This is a genomic window from Caballeronia sp. DA-9, from assembly GCF_051615025.1.
Taxonomy (GTDB): domain Bacteria; phylum Pseudomonadota; class Gammaproteobacteria; order Burkholderiales; family Burkholderiaceae; genus Caballeronia; species Caballeronia sordidicola.
In genome coordinates this window covers 1,096,464-1,117,130 of the sequence record NZ_CP195133.1, presented here as the reverse complement: position 1 = coordinate 1,117,130, position 20,667 = coordinate 1,096,464, and the positions used below count along the sequence as shown (strand labels likewise).

At 60.1% G+C, this 20,667-nt stretch carries 17 protein-coding genes and 1 pseudogene; 10 read left to right on the top strand and 8 right to left on the bottom strand.

The window, feature by feature from the left end:
- Positions 1-325: 325 nt before the first annotated feature.
- The 5 genes from ACRWA7_RS21245 to ACRWA7_RS21225 all read left to right on the top strand — a co-directional run bounded on the left by ACRWA7_RS21245 (position 326) and on the right by ACRWA7_RS21225 (position 5,515).
- Complete coding sequence (locus ACRWA7_RS21245; RefSeq protein WP_060817009.1) at positions 326-1,168, top strand: AAA family ATPase; 843 nt, start codon at positions 326-328, stop codon at positions 1,166-1,168.
- 32 nt (positions 1,169-1,200) lie between these two features.
- Positions 1,201-2,376 (top strand): vWA domain-containing protein, encoded by a 1,176-nt coding sequence (locus ACRWA7_RS21240; protein ID WP_438395898.1) that lies wholly within the window; start codon positions 1,201-1,203, stop codon positions 2,374-2,376.
- A gap of 107 nt (positions 2,377-2,483) precedes the next feature.
- Complete coding sequence (locus ACRWA7_RS21235; protein ID WP_438395897.1) at positions 2,484-3,671, top strand: benzoate/H(+) symporter BenE family transporter; 1,188 nt, start codon at positions 2,484-2,486, stop codon at positions 3,669-3,671.
- Positions 3,672-3,978: 307 nt separating this feature from the next.
- Positions 3,979-4,932, top strand: a complete 954-nt coding sequence (gene tal / locus ACRWA7_RS21230) for a transaldolase (protein WP_060817012.1) — start codon at positions 3,979-3,981, stop codon at positions 4,930-4,932.
- A gap of 166 nt (positions 4,933-5,098) precedes the next feature.
- Entirely contained in the window at positions 5,099-5,515 is a 417-nt protein-coding gene (locus ACRWA7_RS21225) for a VOC family protein (RefSeq protein WP_438395896.1), read from the top strand.
- 27 nt (positions 5,516-5,542) lie between these two features.
- On the opposite strand, the gene ACRWA7_RS21220 is transcribed toward ACRWA7_RS21225, so the two are convergent.
- From ACRWA7_RS21220 to ACRWA7_RS21195, 6 genes are all read right to left on the bottom strand, one after another.
- Positions 5,543-6,652: an FUSC family protein gene (locus ACRWA7_RS21220; RefSeq protein WP_438395895.1), complete on the bottom strand. Its 1,110-nt coding sequence runs from the start codon at positions 6,650-6,652 to the stop codon at positions 5,543-5,545.
- 134 nt (positions 6,653-6,786) lie between these two features.
- A complete protein-coding gene (gene mctP, locus ACRWA7_RS21215; RefSeq protein ID WP_060817189.1) occupies positions 6,787-8,337 on the bottom strand; it encodes a monocarboxylate uptake permease MctP in 1,551 nt (516 codons plus the stop codon).
- On the bottom strand, positions 8,337-8,591 hold the full coding sequence (locus tag ACRWA7_RS21210) for a DUF3311 domain-containing protein (RefSeq protein WP_060817015.1): 255 nt from the start codon (positions 8,589-8,591) through the stop codon (positions 8,337-8,339). The genes mctP and ACRWA7_RS21210 overlap by 1 nt, the downstream gene beginning before the upstream one ends.
- Before the next feature lie 272 nt (positions 8,592-8,863).
- A complete protein-coding gene (locus tag ACRWA7_RS21205; protein WP_438395894.1) occupies positions 8,864-9,778 on the bottom strand; it encodes a spermidine synthase in 915 nt (304 codons plus the stop codon).
- Positions 9,775-10,248: a DNA-deoxyinosine glycosylase gene (locus ACRWA7_RS21200; protein WP_438395892.1), complete on the bottom strand. Its 474-nt coding sequence runs from the start codon at positions 10,246-10,248 to the stop codon at positions 9,775-9,777. The genes ACRWA7_RS21205 and ACRWA7_RS21200 overlap by 4 nt, the downstream gene beginning before the upstream one ends.
- Positions 10,242-10,811, bottom strand: a complete 570-nt coding sequence (locus ACRWA7_RS21195; RefSeq protein ID WP_438395890.1) for a chorismate--pyruvate lyase family protein — start codon at positions 10,809-10,811, stop codon at positions 10,242-10,244. The genes ACRWA7_RS21200 and ACRWA7_RS21195 overlap by 7 nt, the downstream gene beginning before the upstream one ends.
- A 122-nt stretch (positions 10,812-10,933) precedes the next feature.
- Here ACRWA7_RS21195 and ACRWA7_RS21190 point away from each other — a divergent pair, with 122 nt between their 5' ends.
- A complete protein-coding gene (locus tag ACRWA7_RS21190) occupies positions 10,934-11,200 on the top strand; it encodes a hypothetical protein (RefSeq protein ID WP_060817019.1) in 267 nt (88 codons plus the stop codon).
- Positions 11,201-11,284: 84 nt separating this feature from the next.
- Here the strand turns inward: ACRWA7_RS21190 and htpG are convergent, their stop codons facing one another.
- Positions 11,285-13,189, bottom strand: coding sequence for a molecular chaperone HtpG (gene htpG / locus ACRWA7_RS21185; RefSeq protein ID WP_438395887.1), 1,905 nt, complete (start codon positions 13,187-13,189; stop codon positions 11,285-11,287).
- Between the two features lie 144 nt (positions 13,190-13,333).
- Positions 13,334-14,776 carry a PLP-dependent aminotransferase family protein gene (locus tag ACRWA7_RS21180; RefSeq protein WP_438395886.1) on the bottom strand — a complete coding sequence of 481 codons (1,443 nt, stop codon included), beginning with the start codon at positions 14,774-14,776 and terminating at the stop codon, positions 13,334-13,336.
- 255 nt (positions 14,777-15,031) lie between these two features.
- Here ACRWA7_RS21180 and ACRWA7_RS21175 point away from each other — a divergent pair.
- From ACRWA7_RS21175 to ACRWA7_RS21160, 4 genes and pseudogenes are all read left to right on the top strand, one after another.
- Positions 15,032-15,694: pseudogene (locus tag ACRWA7_RS21175) on the top strand (VOC family protein); the annotation flags it as partial.
- A gap of 338 nt (positions 15,695-16,032) precedes the next feature.
- A complete protein-coding gene (locus ACRWA7_RS21170) occupies positions 16,033-17,229 on the top strand; it encodes a PLP-dependent aminotransferase family protein (RefSeq protein ID WP_438395885.1) in 1,197 nt (398 codons plus the stop codon).
- A gap of 32 nt (positions 17,230-17,261) precedes the next feature.
- Positions 17,262-17,726, top strand: a complete 465-nt coding sequence (locus ACRWA7_RS21165) for a RidA family protein (protein WP_438395884.1) — start codon at positions 17,262-17,264, stop codon at positions 17,724-17,726.
- A gap of 525 nt (positions 17,727-18,251) precedes the next feature.
- The gene (locus ACRWA7_RS21160) at positions 18,252-20,657 is read left to right on the top strand and encodes a bifunctional diguanylate cyclase/phosphodiesterase (RefSeq protein ID WP_060817024.1); all 2,406 of its coding nucleotides are present in this window, start codon (positions 18,252-18,254) and stop codon (positions 20,655-20,657) included.
- Positions 20,658-20,667 lie beyond the last annotated feature (10 nt).

The following is a 20,667-nucleotide window of genomic DNA, read 5'->3' as shown; positions in this document are numbered from 1 at the left end:
TAAAGGCCTGGCGTTCCGGGACTTTCTCGGGACTGGTCAATCTCGGCCAAATCTCAAACGCGTCCAGGTGCATTTAAGACAAGTCCGATTTACAGCCACACGGGCCAAAAAAATCGCGCTAATTGTACCGCGCGACCTACCCTGCGTCCACAGGCCGCGGCGTGCGGTGTCGCATCGCGCCAAGCCCCGCCGATCAAGGCCGGACAGCCTGCGACAATGTGTCCAATGGACATCTTTAAAATGCCGGAATACCGGGAATTTGGGCGCTCAATAGCAAAACGGCATCTGACTTATACTGCAATTTTCCTTCTTCGAGAGATGCGTCATGCGTTTTGAAGGCTCATCGCAGTACGTCGCAACCGACGACCTCAAGCTCGCCGTCAACGCCGCGATCACGCTGCAACGCCCGCTGCTGATCAAGGGCGAGCCCGGCACCGGCAAGACCATGCTGGCGGAGGAAGTGGCCGCCGCGCTCGGCATGCCGCTGCTGCAATGGCACATCAAATCGACCACGAAGGCGCAGCAGGGATTGTACGAATACGACGCGGTCTCGCGCCTGCGGGACTCGCAGCTCGGCGACGAACGCGTGAAGGACATCCGCAATTACATCGTGAAGGGCGTGTTGTGGCAGGCGTTCGATGCCGACGTGCCAACCGTGCTGCTGATCGATGAAATCGACAAGGCCGATATCGAGTTTCCGAACGACTTGCTGCGCGAACTCGACCGCATGGAGTTCTATGTCTACGAGACACACGAACTGGTCAAGGCGAAGCATCGGCCGCTCGTCATCATCACGTCGAACAACGAGAAAGAACTGCCCGACGCGTTCCTGCGCCGCTGTTTTTTCCACTACATCAAGTTTCCCGAACCCACGACAATGAAGCAGATTGTCGACGTGCATTTTCCGGGTATCAAGGAAGAACTGGTCGCCGCTGCCATGCAGAGCTTCTTTGAGTTGCGCAACGTTTCGGGGCTCAAGAAGAAGCCATCGACATCCGAACTGCTCGACTGGCTGAAACTGCTGCTCGCGGAAGATATTGGTCCGGAAGCGCTTCGATCCAGCGATCAAAAGCAGATCATTCCGCCGCTGCACGGTGCGTTATTGAAGAATGAGCAGGACCTGAGTCTTTTCGAGCGGCTTCTGTTCATGAACCGCAATAACCGTTAAGCAGTCCCGGTCATGAGCCGCAGGAAACCGCCATGCTGATCGACTTCTTTTATTCGTTGCGCAGCGCAAAGCTGCCAGTTTCGGTCAAGGAATATCTCACCTTGCTCGAAGCGTTGAAGTCGCGGGTAATTGGACCGTCTATCGACGAGTTTTATTTTCTCGCCCGCATGACGCTGGTCAAGGACGAAAAATACTTCGATAAATTCGATCAGGCTTTCGGCGCCTATTTTCACGGCGTTGCCGCGCTCGATGAAGCCGCGCTCGATATCCCGCTGGAATGGCTGAAGAAAAAACTCGACCGGGATTTCACGCCCGAAGAGAAGCGCCAGATTGAAGCGCTTGGCGGTATCGACAAACTGATGGCACGGCTGAAAGAGCTTTTCGAAGAGCAGAAGGAAAGGCACGAAGGCGGTAGTAAATGGATCGGCTCCGGCGGAACGTCGCCTTTTGGCAACGGCGGATTCAACCCGGAAGGCATTCGCATTGGAGGCGATTCCGCAGGAAACCGGACCGCCGTCAAGGTATGGGACGAACGTGCTTATAAGGATTACGACGATCAGGTCGAAATCGGCACGCGCAATATCAAGGTGGCGTTACGGCGTCTGCGCCGTTTCGCGCGCGAAGGCGCGGCCGACGAACTCGATTTACCCGACACCATCCGCAGCACCGCCGCGAACGCCGGCTGGCTCGACCTTAAAATGGTGCCGGAACGCCATAATAATGTGAAAGTCCTGATGCTGCTGGATGTAGGCGGTTCAATGGACGACCATATAAAGCGCGTCGAAGAGCTCTTTTCCGCCGCAAAATCGGAATTCAAGCATCTCGAGTTCTATTATTTTCATAATTGCGTCTACGATTATCTCTGGAAGAATAACCGGCGCAGACATGGGGAGCGCACCGCCACGTTCGACGTATTGCACAAGTTTTCGCCGGATACAAAACTGATTTTTGTCGGCGATGCAACCATGAGCCCATACGAGGTCGTGCAACCGGGCGGTTCCGTGGAATACAACAATGCCGAAGCCGGCGCTGTCTGGCTGAGACGGCTCGCCGATCAGTTTCCGCATTTCGCGTGGCTTAATCCCGAACCGGAAAGTCTTTGGGAATATCGGCAATCGGTATCGATTATTCGGCAGATCCTGGGCGGCCGCATGTACGGTCTCACGCTGGCCGGTCTTGAAAGCGCAATGCGGGCGCTTTCCAAATAAGCGCGCCAAAACGTTTAAGTGGCACGGCCGCTTTTTTTCATACTGTCCCTGTTGCTAAAGCCTTTCGGCGCGTACGATTCGCGCGAAACATTAATGAAAGGCTTTGAATGAATCCGTCCGCCGCGGCTTTCCGGCCATTTGCCGACTCGTCGCTCTCGGCAATGGTCGCCGGTTTTGTCGCAATGATGACCGGCTATACCAGTTCGCTCGTGCTGATATTCCAGGCGGGGCGCGCCGCGCATTTATCGGATGCGCAAATCTCTTCCTGGATCTGGGCGCTTTCAATCGGCATGGCGCTGTGCACGATCGGGCTGTCGCTCAGGTCCCGCGCACCCATTGTGATCGCCTGGTCGACGCCCGGCGCGGCGCTCCTCGTGACGTCGCTCCCGAACGTGCCTTATGCCAATGCCATCGGCGCGTTTATCGTGTGCGCCGTGTTGCTGACCGTGGTCGGGCTGACCGGCTGGTTCGACACGCTCATGCGCAGGATTCCCGCGGGAATCGCGGCGGCGCTGCTGGCCGGGATCCTGTTCGAGATCGGCATCGAAATCTTCAAGGCCGCGCAATTCCAGACGGCACTCGTGCTGACGATGTTCTTCACCTATCTCGTCATCAAGCGCCTCGCGCCTCGCTACGCCATCCTGAGCACTCTGGTGGCAGGCATCGTCGCCGCGGGCATGCTTGGTCTCCTCGATTTCAGCCAGTTCCACGTCGCGCTCGCGCATCCGGTCGTAACCGCGCCGCACTTCTCGCTCGCGGCGGCGGTCAGCATCGGCATTCCGCTTTTTGTGGTGGCGATGGCCTCGCAGAACGTGCCCGGCATCGCCGTGCTGCGCGCGGACGGGTACAACACGCCCTCGGCGCCGCTGATCGCAACGACCGGCATTGCGTCCCTCGTGCTCGCTCCGTTCGGCTCCCACGGCGTCAATCTGGCCGCCATTACTGCGGCCATCTGCACCGGCCCCGAAGCCCACGAGGATCGGTCAAGGCGCTATATGGCGGCCGTCTGGTGCGGTATTTTTTATCTTGTCGCCGGGATATTCGGGGCCACCATCGCGGCGCTGTTCGGATCGCTGCCGAAGGCGCTGGTCGTATCGGTCGCGGCGCTCGCGCTGTTCGGCTCGATCATGAGCGGCCTTACCAACGCCATGCAGGACGTGCGCCAGCGGGAAGCCGCGCTCGTCACGTTCATGGTGACGGCTTCCGGGCTCACGCTTTTATCGATAGGATCGGCGTTCTGGGGACTTGTCGCCGGCGTCGTCACGCAGATTGTGCTGAACGCGCGCCGGGCGTAGATTTATCCCACCGACGCGAAAGGTTCACAGGGCCGGCGTGTAATGACTTCAGGACCAAAGGTAAAAGACTGGCTCAAGTGCGGGCACCCGGATTGCGACGCGTAGATGTAAGCACCGAAGCTCAAGCGGGAAACACCACCGCCATCAGCCCTACTCTCGCCAAACGGCGCGGCAGGACTAGAATGACACTCTTGGGCGAGACGATTGCCAGCAGCTTTGGCGCCGCGGCAGCACGAGCGGCCTCGCATCCTCCTTTCAACGCGGGCACTCCGCATCTTTGACAACGGCCAAACGCCGAAGACCAGACATGACCTCCGCTCTCGACCAGCTCAAGCAATACACCACCGTCGTCGCCGACACGGGCAATTTCCAGCAACTCGGCGAATTCAAGCCGCAGGACGCGACCACGAACCCGTCGCTGATCCTCAAGGCCGTTCAAAACGACGATTACAAGCCCTTGCTCGAAAAGACCGTCAAGGACCATGCAAGCAAGTCGACGGGCCATATCATCGACCAGTTGCTGGTGGCGTTCGGCAAGGAAATCCTCAAGATCGTCCCGGGCCGCGTATCGACCGAAGTCGATGCACGTCTTTCGTTCGACACGAAAGCTTCCATCGAAAAAGGCCGCGAGATCATCAAGCTGTATGAAGACGCGGGCATTGACCGCAAGCGCATCCTGATCAAGCTCGCGTCCACGTGGGAAGGCATCCGCGCCATGGAGACGCTGCAAAAGGATGGCATCCACTGCAACATGACGCTGCTGTTCTCGACCGCGCAAGCCGCGGCGGCGGCGGACGGCGGCGCGCAACTCATTTCGCCGTTCGTCGGCCGTATCTACGACTGGTACAAGAAGTCGGCGGGCGCGGATTGGGACGAAGCGAAAATGGGTGGTGCGAACGATCCGGGCGTGCAGTCGGTGCGCAAGATCTACGCGTACTACAAGAAGTTCGGCTACAAGACCGAAGTGATGGGCGCTAGCTTTCGCACGGTCAATCAGATCACGGAACTGGCCGGCTGCGACCTGCTGACCATCAGCCCCGACCTGCTCAAGAAACTCGCGGACAGCAATGACACGGTCGAGCGCAAGCTGTCGCCGGAAGCCGTCGCGAACGACAAGGTCGAGAAAATCAATGTCGATGAAGCAAGCTTCCGCTTCCTCGTCAACGACGACGCCATGGCCACCGAAAAGCTGGCCGAAGGCATTCGCGCTTTCGCGGCTGACGCGGTCAAGCTCGAAAAGCTGATCGAAGCGCTGAAGTAATCTGGCGGCTGCAACACAGAGACTACGTGTCTGGAAACGGGCGCCGGCGCTATTTCGCCGGCGCCTTTTTTTATGCGGGCCGGGGTCGCGCGAGGCGTTTTTAGCCGCAGGGCGTGGGCTAGACTTTTGAGACGGGCGGGGGCCGCCCACTACAAAAGGAGTGCCAATGCGTCTCGAACCCTATCTGTACTTCAACGGCCGCACGGAAGAAGCGCTCGTGTTCTATCAGCACGCAATCAATGCGGAAACCCTTTCCGTGCTGCGTTTCAAGGACTCCCCCGACGGCGTGACCACGACGCCCGAATGGCAGCACAAGATCATGCATTCCACCTTCAGGATAGGCTCGAGCATCATCATGGCCTCCGATGGCGTGAACTCGGCGCCCCAGGTGTTCTCTGGTTTCAGCATCGCGATCGTGGCCGACGACGACGCATCGGGCCAGCGCATGTTCGAAGCGCTGAGCGTGGATGGCAATGTCCGGATGACCTGGCAGCCGACTTTCTGGAGCAGCGGCTTCGGCATGGTCTCCGACAAGTTCGGCATCCCGTGGATCGTGAGCGTGATGGACGACCTCGGCGGCTGACTTTCTCTTTCTTTCTGATACGCGTTTTTATCGGTGGAAGGGCTGCGCGCCTTCAAGATTCCATTGCCGCTCGATCTCGATCAGCCGCAAGCGCAGCCGGTCCACTTGTTCCGCCAGCCGTTTCGCGAGCCAGTACGGTCCCTGCAATTCGGGCGCGATTTCGGCCGCCACGCTCGCGGTCCGTTCGAGCCGCGCGGCGGCAGCCGGAGAACCCGTTGCCGCGTGCAGCAAACCGACCCTGCCGAACCGCAATGCGCGCGCCATCAGCAGCAAGGTGTGGCGCACGGCGCGCTCCTCGGCGTGCCCGCTCGCAGCCAGCCCGGGCGCGTTGTCCGGAACCGCCGACGCCATCATCTCAAGCGCGGTGATGATCGAGCGGTGCTGGCGCTGGATATCCTCGAGTACGGCAACCGGCGCGTCGATTTCCTTTGCGACCGATGCCAGCAACGAACGCGACGAAACCAGCCGGGCGTTCATCGTGGCGAATTGTTGGCTCATGGCGTCCACCGGTATGTGGCGGCCTTCCACGATCGCGCCGTAGATCCGCGCGCTGTCGCGCATGTTGTCGGCGAGACGGTAGCGCCATGAATACGTGGCGTATTGCGGCAGCACGAATGAAAACGCCAGCGCGATCGCAATGCCGATCAGCACGGTCAGCGTGCGCCACAAGCCCACGTCGAGAGGCAAATTCCCGTGCCCGGCCACGATCACGGTGGTAATGCCCGTAAGCAACGCGATATACCCCGGCTTGCCGATGGCGTGATACGCGCACACGCCGGTAATCACCGCCAGCAGCATGAAGGTAATCATGGTCGAGTGCGTCACGGACTGCAGCAGAATCAACCCCAGCCCGAGCGACGCGCCGAGCATGGTGCCAACGGCCCGCTCTGCCGCCTTCTTGCGGATATTGCCGTGATGCTGCAAACCGCCGATCACGACCAGCAAGGTCACCGTGGACCATTCGCCGTGCGGAATATCGATCCCCGATGTCAGCGCAATCGACGCCAGCAGCGCCAGCGCCACGCGCGCCGCGTGCAGGTACTTCGCGTGGCGGTATCGGAAGTATGGCGAGCCCAGCACGTGCAGCATGCGGCGCGTGTGGCTTCGAACAGCCCTGGGTGGTTCAGTGGAGGACATGCGGTTCCGATGAGTTGAATCAGCCTTGATCAGGCAACACCGAGACAATAAAACGGCCTTCGGAAAAACAAAACGCCCGCAACATCTGTTACGGGCGTTTTACCAGCTTTCCTGCCGATCCGGAATTCGGAGGATCAGGTTTCCGCTACGTCCAGATAATCCTCGGGACTCGTGCGGTCATCGGAGCGCTTGAGGCCGATCACGCGCACCAGGATGCTGACCACGATCGACACAACCAGGTTCACGACCAGCGCCCACACAGCGGCATAACCGGGAATGGCGTAGCCGAACAGGTGAATCGTGAAGATCGATCCAGCCAGTTTCAGCGATACCGCCATCCACGTGCCCGTGACAATACCCGCGGCCCAGCCGAGCAGCAAACCACGGTGATCGAGCACGCGCGTATAAAGCCCGAGCACGAGCGCAGGCAACGTCTGGATGATCCAGATCCCGCCGAGCAATTGCAACTGGATGGCGTAGGTCAGCGGCAGCGCCAGAATAAAGACGACCGCGCCGACCTTCACCAGGAGCGACACCAGCTTCGCGACGTTGGTTTCCTGCTCCGGCGTCATCTTCGTGTTCACGAACTCACGGTGCACGTTACGCGTGTAGAGGTTGGCCGCCGCAATCGACATGATTGCAGCAGGCACCAGCGCGCCGATACCGATTGCCGCGAACGCCACGCCCACGAACCATGACGGGAAGAAGTGCAGGAACAGCGCCGGCACAGCGAAGTTCGAACCATACGCCTTGAAGTACGGCGCGAATTCCGGCATCTCCTTCACGCCGGACGCGAGCGCCATGTATCCCAGCAACGCGAGCAGGCCGAGCACCAGCGAATAGGCCGGCAGCAGCGCCATGTTGCGGCGGATCGTGTTGCCCGACTTCGAGGACAACACCGCCGTCACCGAATGCGGGTACAGGAACAACGCGAGCGCGGAGCCGACCGCGAGCGTCGCATACGCGCTGTAGCCATTCAGGCTCGATGTATCCGGCGCCTTCAACAGGATCTTCGCCGGATCGACCGCATGGAAGATCGCGCCGAAACCGCCGAGCTGCGCCGGAATGATGATCATCGCGGCAATGATGGTGATGTAGATCAGCACGTCCTTCACGACCGCGATCATGGCCGGCGCGCGCAGTCCCGACGTGTACGTGTAGGCCGCGAGAATCGCGAACGCAATGATCAACGGCAGATCGCCGACAAAACCGGTGGTATCGAAACCGAGTGCGCCAATCACCACTTCAATGCCGACCAGTTGCAACGCGATGTACGGCATTGTCGCGACGATCCCCGTCAGTGCAATGGCGAGCGCGAGCATGCGGCTGTTGTACCGGGCGTGCACGAAGTCAGCGGCGGTGACATAGCCGAATTTCTTCGAGATCGCCCACAGCTTCGGGAACACGACGAACGCAAACGGATAGATCAGGATGGTGTACGGCAACGCAAAGAAGCCCGTTGCGCCGGCGCCGAACACGAGCGCCGGAACCGCGACGAACGTGTATGCGGTGTACAGGTCGCCGCCAAGCAGGAACCACGTGACGATCGTGCCGAAGCGGCGGCCGCCGAGGCCCCATTCATCGAGCTGGCCTAGATCGGCCTTGCGCCAGTGAGCGGCTACAAAACCCAGGATCGTCACGCCGATGAAGAACAGGACGAAGACGAAGGTTGCGGTGGTATTCATCATCGCGGGCTCCCGGGCGTGAGCTTGGGAACGTCGTGGATGGGCTTGGTTTTCTTGTAGACCACGGCAGTAATCACCGCGCTGATCAAGACCCAGAGCAACTGGTACCAGTAAAAAAACGGAAAGCCCCAGAGCAACGGTTCGATCTTGTTGTAGAACGGCACCCAGACAACGGCGATCCAGGGAAGTATCAGCAGCCAAAGCCACTGCTTGTTGCGAACCTGACCGGTAGCGGTCACCGCATCTTGAGCCATGACGGTCTCCTCTTTTCTCTTGAAATTGCTGCTCGGCTGGCAAATGCGCGGCGGCTGCGTGGACCTGTTTAAAACCGGTGCGGACCTGTGCGGAACTGGCGGCAAAGCGCCAGCCTAATAGCGCCCCGAAATAACACGTGGAGTATATGGACGCATAAAAGCCGGTCAAGCAGGGCGAACCCGAACCGTAATGAGCCAGGAAAGCGTTATGTAATTTTTGCTTTCCCGGCCGCTGTCAGGGCGACGGATTCGCCGCCGGCCGACTATTAAACCTATAGGGAAAAGTTCGGCGTATCGCCGGCGTCGGCACTGATGGCCAACGCCTTCACCCATTGACGCGCAGGAAGCTTGAGTTCCTTTTCGATGAGCTTCGCGCGCTGTTCGAGTTGCGCGTAAGGAACGTCGAGCGCCGGCCCTGCAAACGCAACGGCGATGCGGTTGCCATCGTGGACTTCCGGCAGCGCGATCACGCGGCCATCGAAGGCTTCGGAGAGGTGCTTCATGTTGCGCACGAAGCTCGGATGATCGCCGAACAGGTTGATCGTCACCACGCCTGCCGAGGGCGTGAGACAAGCACGGCATGCACGATAGAACGCAACGCTTTCGAGCACGGGACCGCGCGCGGTGGCGTCGTAGACATCGATCTGCAATGCGCCAATGCTGCCGTGATTCGCTGCGTCGTTGACGAAGTCGTAAGCGTCCTGCTCGTGGATGGTGAGGCGTGCGTCGTCGTTCGGCAGTTCGAACATCGTGCGCGCCGCGATCACGACGGACGGGTTCAGTTCGACCGCTTCGACCTTCGCGCGCTTGAGGAACGCGTGCGCGAACTTGGTCAACGCGGCCGCGCCGAGACCGAGTTGCACGACGCGCTTCGGCGTCTCGATGAACAACAGCCACGCCATCATCTGCTGCGCGTATTCGAGTTCGATGTGATTCGGCTTTTTCAGTCGCATCGCGCCTTGCACCCATTCGGTGCCGAAATGCAGGAAACGCACGCCGTCCTCTTCCGAGAACGTCACGGGCGCGAAGCGCGGCTTGCGCGGGGCGTCGATACGCGGCGCGTTTTCGAGATCGTCGTCGCGTTCGCGCTTCGCGCGCCTGGCGAGTTTTTTATCGTGCTTTTTTTCCTGGCGCTTGCCGCCGAACGCGCGGGCTTCGGCCGACGCGCGTTTGATTAATTGGGTCATTTAAGGATGTCGCGCCAGATGCGCAGTTTTTGATCGAACGAGAGGATAGCATTCGCCGGACTCGACGACGGCAGGACGAGCGTTTGATAGCCCGCCTCCCGGATCACGGGCTCGAAACGGCCCGAGGTCTTGCCGTTGAAGCAGAGCTTTTTCAGGCCCGGCGCGTGGCGGCGGAATGAGGCGAAGTCGTTGGGATTCGCGTGGCGGATCGCGCTGTCGAGGCTGCCTTCGCGTTCGCAAGCCGCGAGCACGTCCCATAAGCCGATGCCATGTTCGAGCAGCTTGAGGACACGCTGATCGTAGGGAAGCGCGTTCAAAGGCTCGCCGACAACCGTTCCCACCAGCCGCCAGAACTGGTTGCGCGGATGCGCGTAGTACTGCGCGGCATCGAGCGAAGCCGCGCCGGGGAAGCTGCCGAGAATCAGCGTGTGCGTGTTTTCATCGGCGATGGGCGGGAAGCCTTTCAGCATCGGTCGCGATGCTCGAGGAAAGACCAGAGCGCGGGCAGGAAACATTCGGTGACCATCAGCGGCGCGTTTTTTCTGACGAACACGGAGCGGCGCGCGACGAATGTGTGCGGTGCTTCATTTGGCATTTGCGCGCCGGCGAGGCGGTATAGCGGTTCGCGCGCGGTGAGCCGGCGCGAGGCAAGCGCCGAGCGCCATACGCTGCTATCGCTATACAGCAGTTCGGCCAGCGGACGCGTCCTCAGGCGGCGCATGGCTTGCCATACACCCGAACTGGCACTGAGCGGCACGATGCTGTGCGCCGCCACGAACGGCACGCCCTCCACGTTCAGCACGACTTCGCGCGTCCATACAGGCGTGCGCGGCGTGATGTTCAACGCGCTGGCTTCGTCTCGCCATGGCTGGCTCACGGCTTCGCGGGTGACATCGACGGTGACAGTGCCGAGTTCACGCAAATGCGCGGTGAGGGAGCCGCCGCGGGTGAGCCAGTCCTTCTGGTCGGCGGTGAAAGCGGGAAGCGGACGGATGCGCCATTTTCCAGGCGCCGCAACGAGGGTATTCAGCATGCGCGAGATTATAAAACCTCGCGCGTAAATAGGACGAATCGTATAGATGCGGGCGGGCTCAGGGGGAAGACTAGCAAACCGGCGGGGAAAAGCCGGTGTTCAATCAATCAGAGAGGACGCACATGTCTGTGAATACAAAACAAACATCGAAAACCGTTGCAACGCTTGCATCGCATATGTTGCATGATCCGAAGGCGACGCCCGTCGAGAAAAGTCTTGCGGCGTCCGCCCTGTCGCAAAGCCATTCAACACATCAGACCGGCGCCGAGATGGAGCACAAGGCGTCGTTGGTCTTGCATGACCCCAAGGCATCAAAGGAAGCGAAGACGCTGGCGGCTTCGGTAGTCGCTCAGGCGAACAAAGAACGGCATGCCAAACCCACTTCTTGATGGCTTGATTCGCCGTCAATAAAAAACGCGCTGCCAGTTACCAGGCCGCGCGTTTTTTTCTGCGTTGAAGCTCCAGCTACTCAATCACCGCGCCAGCAACAACGCGTTCGTCCGCTTCACAAAACTCGCCGGATCCTCCAGCGACCCACCTTCTGCCAGCATCGCCTGATCGAAAAGCAGATGACACCAGTCGTTGAAATTCGCGTCGTCGGCGTGAAGCTTCTTGACCAGCGGATGATCCGGATTTACTTCCAGAATCGGCTGCATTTGCGGCGCTGCCTGACCTGCCTGCTTCAACATGCGTTGCAGATAACCGCTCATGTCGCCGTCATCGGCCACGAGACATGTCGGTGAATCCGTCAGGCGGAACGTCAAACGCACGTCCTTGGCCTTGCCTTCCAGTGCGGCCTTCATGCTTTCGACCAGCGGCTTCAATTCCTCGCCGACCTTCTCCTGCGCCTCTTTCTCTTCGTCGTTGAGCGCACCCAGATCAAGATCACCACGCGCCACGCTTTGCAGCGGCTTGCCATCGAATTCGTTCAGGAACGACAGCATCCATTCATCGACACGATCCGTCAGCAGCAGCACTTCCACGCCCTTCTTGCGGAACACTTCGAGATGCGGACTGTTCTTCGCGGCTTGCCACGTGTCGGCGGTGACGTAATAGATTTTCGTTTGCTCGGGCTTCATGCGCGACACGTAGTCGGCCAACGCCACCGTCTGCTCCGCCGAATCCGTATGCGTCGATGCAAACCGCACGAGCTTCGCAATCCGTTCGCGATTGCCGTAATCCTCGCCGATGCCTTCCTTGAAGACCTGCCCGAACTCCTTCCAGAAGGTCGCGTATTTGGCTTTATCGGCGTCTTCGGTCGCTTCAGCGGACGACGACGCCACTTCCTCCAGCATCGACAAAACCCGCTTGGTCACGCCTTCGCGAATGGCTTTCACGTCGCGGCTTTCCTGCAGGATTTCACGCGATACATTCAGCGGCAAATCGGCCGAATCGACCACGCCCTTCACAAAGCGCAGGTACGCCGGCAGAAGCTGCTCGGCGTCGTCCATGATGAACACGCGCTTCACATAAAGCTTCAGGCCGCCGCGATGATCGCGGTTCCACAAATCGAACGGCGCATGCTTCGGCACATACAGCAACTGCGTGTATTCGCTGCGGCCTTCGACGCGGTTGTGCGTCCATGCAAGCGGTTCGTCGTGATCGTGCGAGATGTGCTGGTAAAACTGCTTGTACTGCTCGTCGGTGATGTCGCCCTTCGCGCGGGTCCACAACGCGCTCGCCTGATTGACCGTCTCGTCTTCGTCCTTCGTGACCATCTCCGACTTCTCGGCGTCCCATTCTTCCTTCTTCATCAGGATGGGCAACGCGACGTGGTCCGAGTACTTCTGGATGACCGACTTCAACTTGTGCGTGGACAGGAATTCGTCCTCTTCCGGGCGCAGGTGCAGCGTGATGCTCGAACCGCGTTGCGCGCGCTCGATCTGCTCGACCACGAAATCGCCCTCGCCCGCGCTTTCCCAGCGCACGCCTTCGCTTGCCGGCAATCCGGCGCGGCGCGTTTCAACCGTGATCTTGTCCGCGACAATGAAGCCCGAATAGAAACCCACGCCAAACTGGCCAATTAGCGCAGCGTCTTTCTGCTGATCGCCGGAGAGCTTCGAAAAGAATTCCTTGGTACCCGAGCGCGCGATCGTGCCGAGGTTCGCGATCGCCTCGTCGCGGCTCATGCCGATGCCGTTGTCGTCGATAGTGATGGTGCGCGCCGCCTTGTCGTACGAAATACGGATGCGCAGATCCGGATCGTTCTCGTACAACGCGCCGTTTTCGATGCCCTCGAAACGCAGCTTGTCGGCCGCGTCCGATGCGTTCGAAATCAGCTCCCGCAGGAAAATTTCCTTGTTGCTGTAGAGCGAATGGATCATCAGATGCAGAAGCTGCTTCACTTCTGCCTGAAAGCTCATGGTTTCTTGTGCCATGGTCGGTTCCTCTTTTGTCTAGTGTTGACGGGTTTTCAAGCGGCAGCGGTGTAAACAGACACCGCGCGAATTCTGCGACACATGAGGTCGCGGACGGAAATTTCAAGGGGCGCGTTTGAAAGCGCTACCGCGGCCCGAACAGTTCTAGCCCATGCGGTCGGCATACGCCGTGAGAATTGCCGGCAGCCCCGGATCGCCGCAATTTGCAATGTTAAAGCGCATCCACGTGCTCGGTAGCTGATGCGGGGAAAAGAGGCTCCCCGGCGTCAGCAGAAATCCGGCCTCGTGCCCGAAGGCCGCGAGACCTTCCGAATCCACGCCGGTATCGGCCCATAAGAACATGCCGGCCGCCGGCACCAGATACGGCTTGTAGCCGACCTTTTCGAACATGCGTACGGTCTTCTCGCGCACGCCGTCGAGCTTCACGCGCAGCCGTTCGACATGCCGGCGATAGTGGCCGTCGGTCAAGACCTTGTACAACACGCGCTCGTTGAGTTCGGGGCTCGTCATGCCCACGAGCATCTTCTGGTCCGCGATGGCGTTCGCCACCTCCGGCGCGCACGCTATGTACCCCACACGCAGATTTGGCGCGAGCGTCTTCGAAAAGCTGTTGAGGAAGATCACGCGCTTGAGCTGGTCGAGGCTTGCGAGTCGCGTGGCCGCGAAGTTCGTCGGGCAAAGGTCGCCGTAGATATCGTCTTCCACGACGATGAAATCGTAGGTCTGCGCAAGCTGGAGGATACGAAACGCCTGGGCCGCCGTGAGCGACGTTCCCGTAGGATTTTGCAGCACCGAATTGATCACGAGCATCTTCGGACGCCATGTCTGCACGAGGTTTTCCAGGGCGTCGAGATCGGGGCCATCGGGCGTATAAGGCATGCCGACGAGCCGCGCGCCCTGCGCGACGAAGCGGCCGAACATCTGGAACCAGGCGGGGTCGCCCACGATCACCGTGTCTCCCGGTTTCACGAACACGCGCGCAATCAGGTCGATGGCTTGCGTCACGCCCGACACCATCACGATCTGCTGCGTGGATGCACCAATCTCCAGTTCTTCCAGGCGCGTCTGCAGTTGCTGGCGCAGCGGCAAAAACCCCTGCGGCGTGCCGAAACCGAGCATTTGCGCACCGCTTTGCCGGCTCATGGAACGCAGCGCGCCGGTGAGCAGTTCACCGTTGAGCCAGCTCGAAGGCAGATACCCAATGCCCGGCCCCTTCGCCGGACTCGACGTATGCAGCATGTTGCGCAGCAGCCAGACCACGTCGATGGTGCTCGCGACCGGTTGCGGTTCGCTGGCCGATGGCGGGTGCACGTGGGCGTCGTTCGAGCCGCTCCGGTCGCGCACGAAAAAACCCGAACCGCGCCTCGAATCGAGATAGCCATGCGCCACGAGCCGTTCGTACGCCTCGACAACGGTAAAGCGCGACACGCCTTTATCCACGGCGAGCTTGCGGATCGACGGCATGCGCATGCCCGGGCGAAACACGCGTTCGTCGATACGGCGCCGGCCCCACTGGACCAACTGGTCGACAAGCGTAAGCTGCGGCGCGCCGTGCGGCGCGGGAATCTGGTCGAGCGGGACGGACATGTCGGGCTCCATGGAATGAATGCGTGCGGTGACTGTACCGAGAAGTATCGGATGGATTGTACCGTTACTGTTACGGTCTGAACCGATACATTTTAAGATCGCGCCTATGAAATGCGCACGCGCCACGAATCTGCTCATAACTTGGCCTGATGGCTAACGCGACCGCCTTTAGAGACGAAACAGGTATGCTGACGAGCTTGGCCGCGTTTTTTCCGCGCAATTTCATTTAGTTCATATTGACGTAGTCCGTGCACCATGACCGCTCCTCCCCTGCAACTCGACCATCTGGTAATCGCTGCCCGCACGCTGGAAGAAGGCGCGCGCTTTGTCGCCGGGAAGCTGGGCGTGGAAATGAACGAAGGCGGCGCCCACCCGCTGATGCGCACGCACAATCGCCTGTTGAACCTCTGGGGTGGCGCTTACCTGGAAGTCATTGCAGTCGATCCCAGTGCAGCCGCGGCCGATTCGCCGCGCCCGCGTCTGTTCGCGCTGGACAATTCCGCGTTTATCGAGCGGCTCGAAGCGGGGCCGCAACTCGTGCACTGGGTCGCGCGCGTCCAACGGCCGAAACTGCTGACGCGCTGGCAGGCGCAATACCCGGAGCGCATTGCGCCTGCCGTGAGCATGTCGCGTGGCGCGAATAGCTGGAGCCTGACCGTTCCCGATGACGGCGCGTTTCCCGCATGGCAAGGTTCCGGCGATGGACTCCTGCCCTCGCTGATCCAGTGGGACACGCAGCGGCATCCGAGCGAATCGCTGCCGGAAACGGGCATCGCGGTGAAATCGATTACCGGGTTTCATCCGCGCGCGCATGTGCTTTTGGAACAGCTGGCGTGGCTTGGCGCATCGCACTTGATAAACATCGAAGTGACGCAAGGCATGCCCGTCCTGGTCGTGGAATTCGAGTTGCCGGATGGTTCCATCGTCACGATGGGCGAGTCGGCTGAAGCACGCGAAGCCGCTTTGCAGGCAACGAGGCAAGCCGAACTGGCCGCAGCCAGACCTGCCCGCAGGCGTGCAAGAAGCAAGCAGAGCGGGGACGTGACGGAGTCCGCCGACGCCGTGGAAACAGCGAACGATTCCACACCGGGCGAACCGGAGCAGCAAGACGAACAGCAACCCGAGCATTAGCGAGGTTCAGCAACCCGGCGTTACAACCGGGAGTGTGTGGCTGCAACCCGCGGCGGCGCGATAATAAGAGTCCACCGCCCCATGACCAACAGACCCGTATCACAACGAGACCGACCGAGGACCCAATGAATCAAGCCGACCTTCAAGCCCAGCCGTGGCAACTTTCCGAACGCGCAAGAAAGCTCACCAGTTCGGCGATTCGCGAAATCCTGAAGGTCACCGAGCGGCCCGAAGTCATTTCCTTTGCGGGCGGCTTGCCGTCGCCGGCTACGTTTCCAGTGGAAGAAATGCACGTGGCGTGCGACCGTATCCTGCGCGACAGTCCCGCCGCCGCGCTGCAATACAGCGCCACCGAAGGTTATCTGCCGCTGCGCGAATGGGTCGCGCAACGTTATTCGGTGAATGGCGCGTCGATCCGGTCGTCGCAAGTGCTGATCACCACCGGATCGCAGCAGGCGCTGGATCTGCTCGGCAAGGTCCTGATCGATCCGGCGAGCCGCGTGCTGGTCGAAACGCCTACCTATCTCGGCGCGCTGCAATCGTTTTCAATGTACGAGCCGAACTATGTTCAGGTTCCTACAGACGAACACGGCCTGATCCCCGAAGCGCTCGATTCAACGCTGACCGCGGGTGCGCGCCTCTTGTACGCGCAGCCAAATTTCCAGAATCCGACGGGACGCCGTCTGTCCCTTGCACGCCGCACGGCGCTCGCTGCCTTCGCGCAACGCGCCGGGTTCCCGGTGATAGAAGACGATCCGTACGGCGCGCTCGATTACGCGGGCACGCCGCTGCCGACCATGCTTTCCATGGCGCCGGATCACATCGTGCATCTCGGATCGTTTTCGAAAGTGTTGTCGCCGGGTATGCGCGTGGGCTACATCATCGCGCCCGAGGAGTTGCACTTCAAGCTCGTCCAGGCCAAGCAGGCAACCGACCTGCATACGCCGAGCCTCACGCAGCGCATCGTGCATGAAGTCGTGAAGGACGGGTTTCTCGAAACGCATATCCCCAAGATCCGCGCGCTATATCGCGATCAATGCGCGGCCATGCTGGCGGCGCTTCAGGAGCACATGCCGGCGGGCGTGGAGTGGAACCGGCCGGAAGGCGGAATGTTCGTGTGGGTGAAGCTGCCGCAACACATCGATACAATGAAACTGCTCGAGCAATCCATTGCGCAGCACGTCGCGTTCGTTCCCGGCGGTCCGTTCTTCGCGAACGAAGCCGAGCACAACACGCTGCGTCTGTCGTTCGTGACGGTGCCGCCGGCCAGGATCGACGAAGGCGTGGCCAAGCTCGGCGCGCTGATCCGCGCGCAGATTTGATTTCATCTCACTCATTTTCAAGGGAATCCCGCATGGCTCAACTGAACGTGTACGACAAGCTGAAGGAACTCGGCATTGAACTGCCAAGCGCCGGCGCTCCGGCCGCCGCCTACGTAATGAGCGCGCAAAGCGGTAACACAGTTTATCTGTCCGGTCACATTGCAAAGAAGGACGGCAAGGTGTGGGCAGGCAAGCTTGGCGACTCGCTCACAACCGAGGAAGGCCGCGCCGCCGCGCGCTCGATTGCCGTCGACCTGATTGCCACGCTCCACGCGCACGTGGGCGACCTGAACAAGGTCACGCGGATCGTGAAGGTAATGAGCCTCGTCAACTCCACGCTCGAATTCACGGAACAGCATCTGGTGACGAACGGCGCATCTGAGCTGATCGCCGATGTCTTCGGCGAGCGCGGCAAGCACGCGCGTTCCGCTTTCGGCGTGGCGCAAATTCCGCTTGGCGCGTGCGTCGAGATTGAATTGATCGCCGAAGTCGCCTGAGCAGCCGTTTATCGTTTGCGAAAGATTTATCCCGATGCCGCCCGGTGTCGGGACGTCGCATCGGGACGCTTTTTATATCGATAAATTGCGTCAGCGATCCATCATTTCGGTTCGCCGAACCGCCCTGGACGGGCATTTCGGCCTATCCGCGTATACCTCGATACGCCTCCCCGCCTTCACGCTTCCTTAAATGGATCGCCTTCAGTAATATCTAAGCCGGCTGTCATTGGTAATATCTGACGTACCGGCCGTAAGAGAATCTGAAATGGCCGTGAAATTTAAGTACGCGTATTCAATAAATGACTGTAAGAAATGCAAGACGTATTTGACGCAATTGCGCGCAAGTCAGCGAACGATTTCGAAAAGCACGTCCAGATGCGATCAAGTCGCTGATTCGATCGCGTCATCAAAAACACAGCCGGATTGGCATTGAACACAGGCGTGGAACTCTTGCCTCGATCATTGGCCCGTTTTCGAACGCCCCACCCGTCAGCGCGTCACCGGGTCCATGAACTGACCGAACCCATGAATCGATCACGGCCGAAAGCGCCACGCGACATGAAACACGCGGATTTTCCGCGCAGGCGTCGTGCATTGTTCGCCATTCCCGCGCTGGGGACGCTCGTGCTCGTGCTGCTCTGGACGGTCATCTTCGCGCGCCTTTCCGTGGAACGCGAGGCGGCGACCCATGCGTCCATGGCGTCCGCCGCCATTCTTTCTTCGGCGCTCGAACAGCACACGATCAAGGCCATTCACCAGGTCGACCAGATCACGCGTTTCGTCAAATATGAATTCGAGAAGACGCCGGGCCAGTTCAACCTCGCGAGCACGGTGGAAAAAGGCGTGGTGCAGAGCGACACGCTGGTGCAGGTGTCCCTGATCGATGAACACGGCGTCCTGATCGCCAACACCGCCGAGCCCAATCCAAAGCCAGTCGATCTCTCGGATCGCGAGCATTTCCAGGTCCACGCGTTATCGAACGACGATCTGCTCTATATCAGCAAGCCGGTGCTTGGCCGCGTCTCGCGTCAATGGACACTGCAGATCACACGGCGCCTGAACCATCCCGATGGCTCGTTCGCGGGCGTCGTGGTGGTTTCAGAGAATCCCAGCTATTTCACGAGCGATTTCTACAACGTGGCCTCCATCGGACGCGAAGGCGTCGTCGCCGTGGTCTCGGATAACGGCTCTGTGCTGGCGCGCAGCACCGGCGCGGGTTCGACCACGTCGAAAGCCAACGGCCGCATGATGAAAATGGGCGGAGGCAGTTCAGGAGACAACGCGGACAGCGTCTTCACGGCAAGCGGCATCTATCCGACTTCCGATCACGCGTCGGGTATTTATGTCGATCCTATCGACAATGTCACGCGCATCGTTTCATACCGGCATATCGACGGTTATCCGCTCGGCGTGCTCGTCGGCCTGTCGCAGGCCGAGGAATTCGTCGACTACAACCACACGCGCCGCGTCTATCTGCTGATGGCGACGTTCATCTCGCTTGCCATGCTCGGTTTCTTCGCCGTGGCGACCGGACTGATTGGCAAGCTCCTCGGGCGCGAGCGGGAGATGACGCATCTGGTGGAATATGATCTGCTGACAGGGTTGCGCAACCGCTACTCCACCTTGCAGACGCTCAGACACGACGTGGTGAGACCCGAGAATGTGGGCCATCTCGCGCTGCTCTTTATCGACCTCGACAACTTCAAGACCGTCAACGACACGCTCGGTCACAATGCGGGCGACATCGTCCTGCAAATGACCGCGTCGCGGCTTGCGGAAACGGTGGGCGACCATGGCACGCTCTCGCGCATAGGCGGCGACGAATTCGTGGTCGTAGTCAAGGGCGTCGATGTCGAGCGGCAGGCTGTCGAAATGGCCGAAGCGGTATCGCACATGTTCAGCACGCCATTCGATGTGCGCGGCAGCGCCTTTGTGTTGCATGCAAGCGTTGGCATTGCGCTGTATTCGGTGTCGAGCGAAAGCGAAATCGACTTGCTGAAGAAGGCCGATCTCGCCATGTATAGCGCGAAGGACGCGGGCAAGAACTGCTACCAGTTCTATTCGCCGCAGTTGTCGCATCGCGCGGACCATCTGATGAAATGGGAGCAGCAGTTGCGGGTCGCGCTGGCGCAAGACCAGTTGTTCCTTGCGTACCAGCCGAAGATCGACCTGTCGCGCCGGTGCATCACCGGCTTTGAAGCGCTCGCCCGATGGAACCATCCGCAGCACGGCCTGATCCCCGCGAACGAGTTCATTCCAGTCGCGGAATCCACCGGTTTGATCGTGCCGATCGGGGATTTCGTGATTCATACCGCCTGCCGGCAATTGGCCCTCTGGCAGCGGCAAGGCTACGACGGTCTGTCGCTTGCCGTGAACATCTCGGCGGTGCAATTCTGGCGCGGCGATCTGCTCGAGACAGTAGCGGCGGCCATTCGCGAAAGCGGTATCGCGCCGGGCAAACTCGAACTCGAGATTACCGAAACCGTGATGATGGAGTTCCCGGATATTGTGGCCGAGAAGATTGCCGCACTGAAACGGCTCGGCGTGAGGATCGCGCTCGATGATTTCGGTACAGGCTATTCGTCGCTGTCGTATCTAAACCGTTTTGCCGTCGATACACTCAAGGTCGACCGGTCGTTCATCCAGGCCATCCCGCAGGACCGCAGCGTCTGCGTGATGGTCTCGGCAATCGTCAATCTGGCGCGGTCGCTGGGACTGACCGTTGTTGTGGAAGGCACCGAGACCGAGGAGCAGATTGCGTGGCTGTCGCGGCTCGGGCCCATAGAAGCGCAAGGGTTTCTCTTTTCCCGCGCCGTGCCGGCCGACGGCGTTCAGGCGTTGCTCGACCGGTTTGGCGTGTGCGGCCTGAGCCTTGTCGCCGATGCCATCGCGCTGCCATTTGGGGATGCGCCGTCGAATACGATGGATTAGGTTTGGTGTT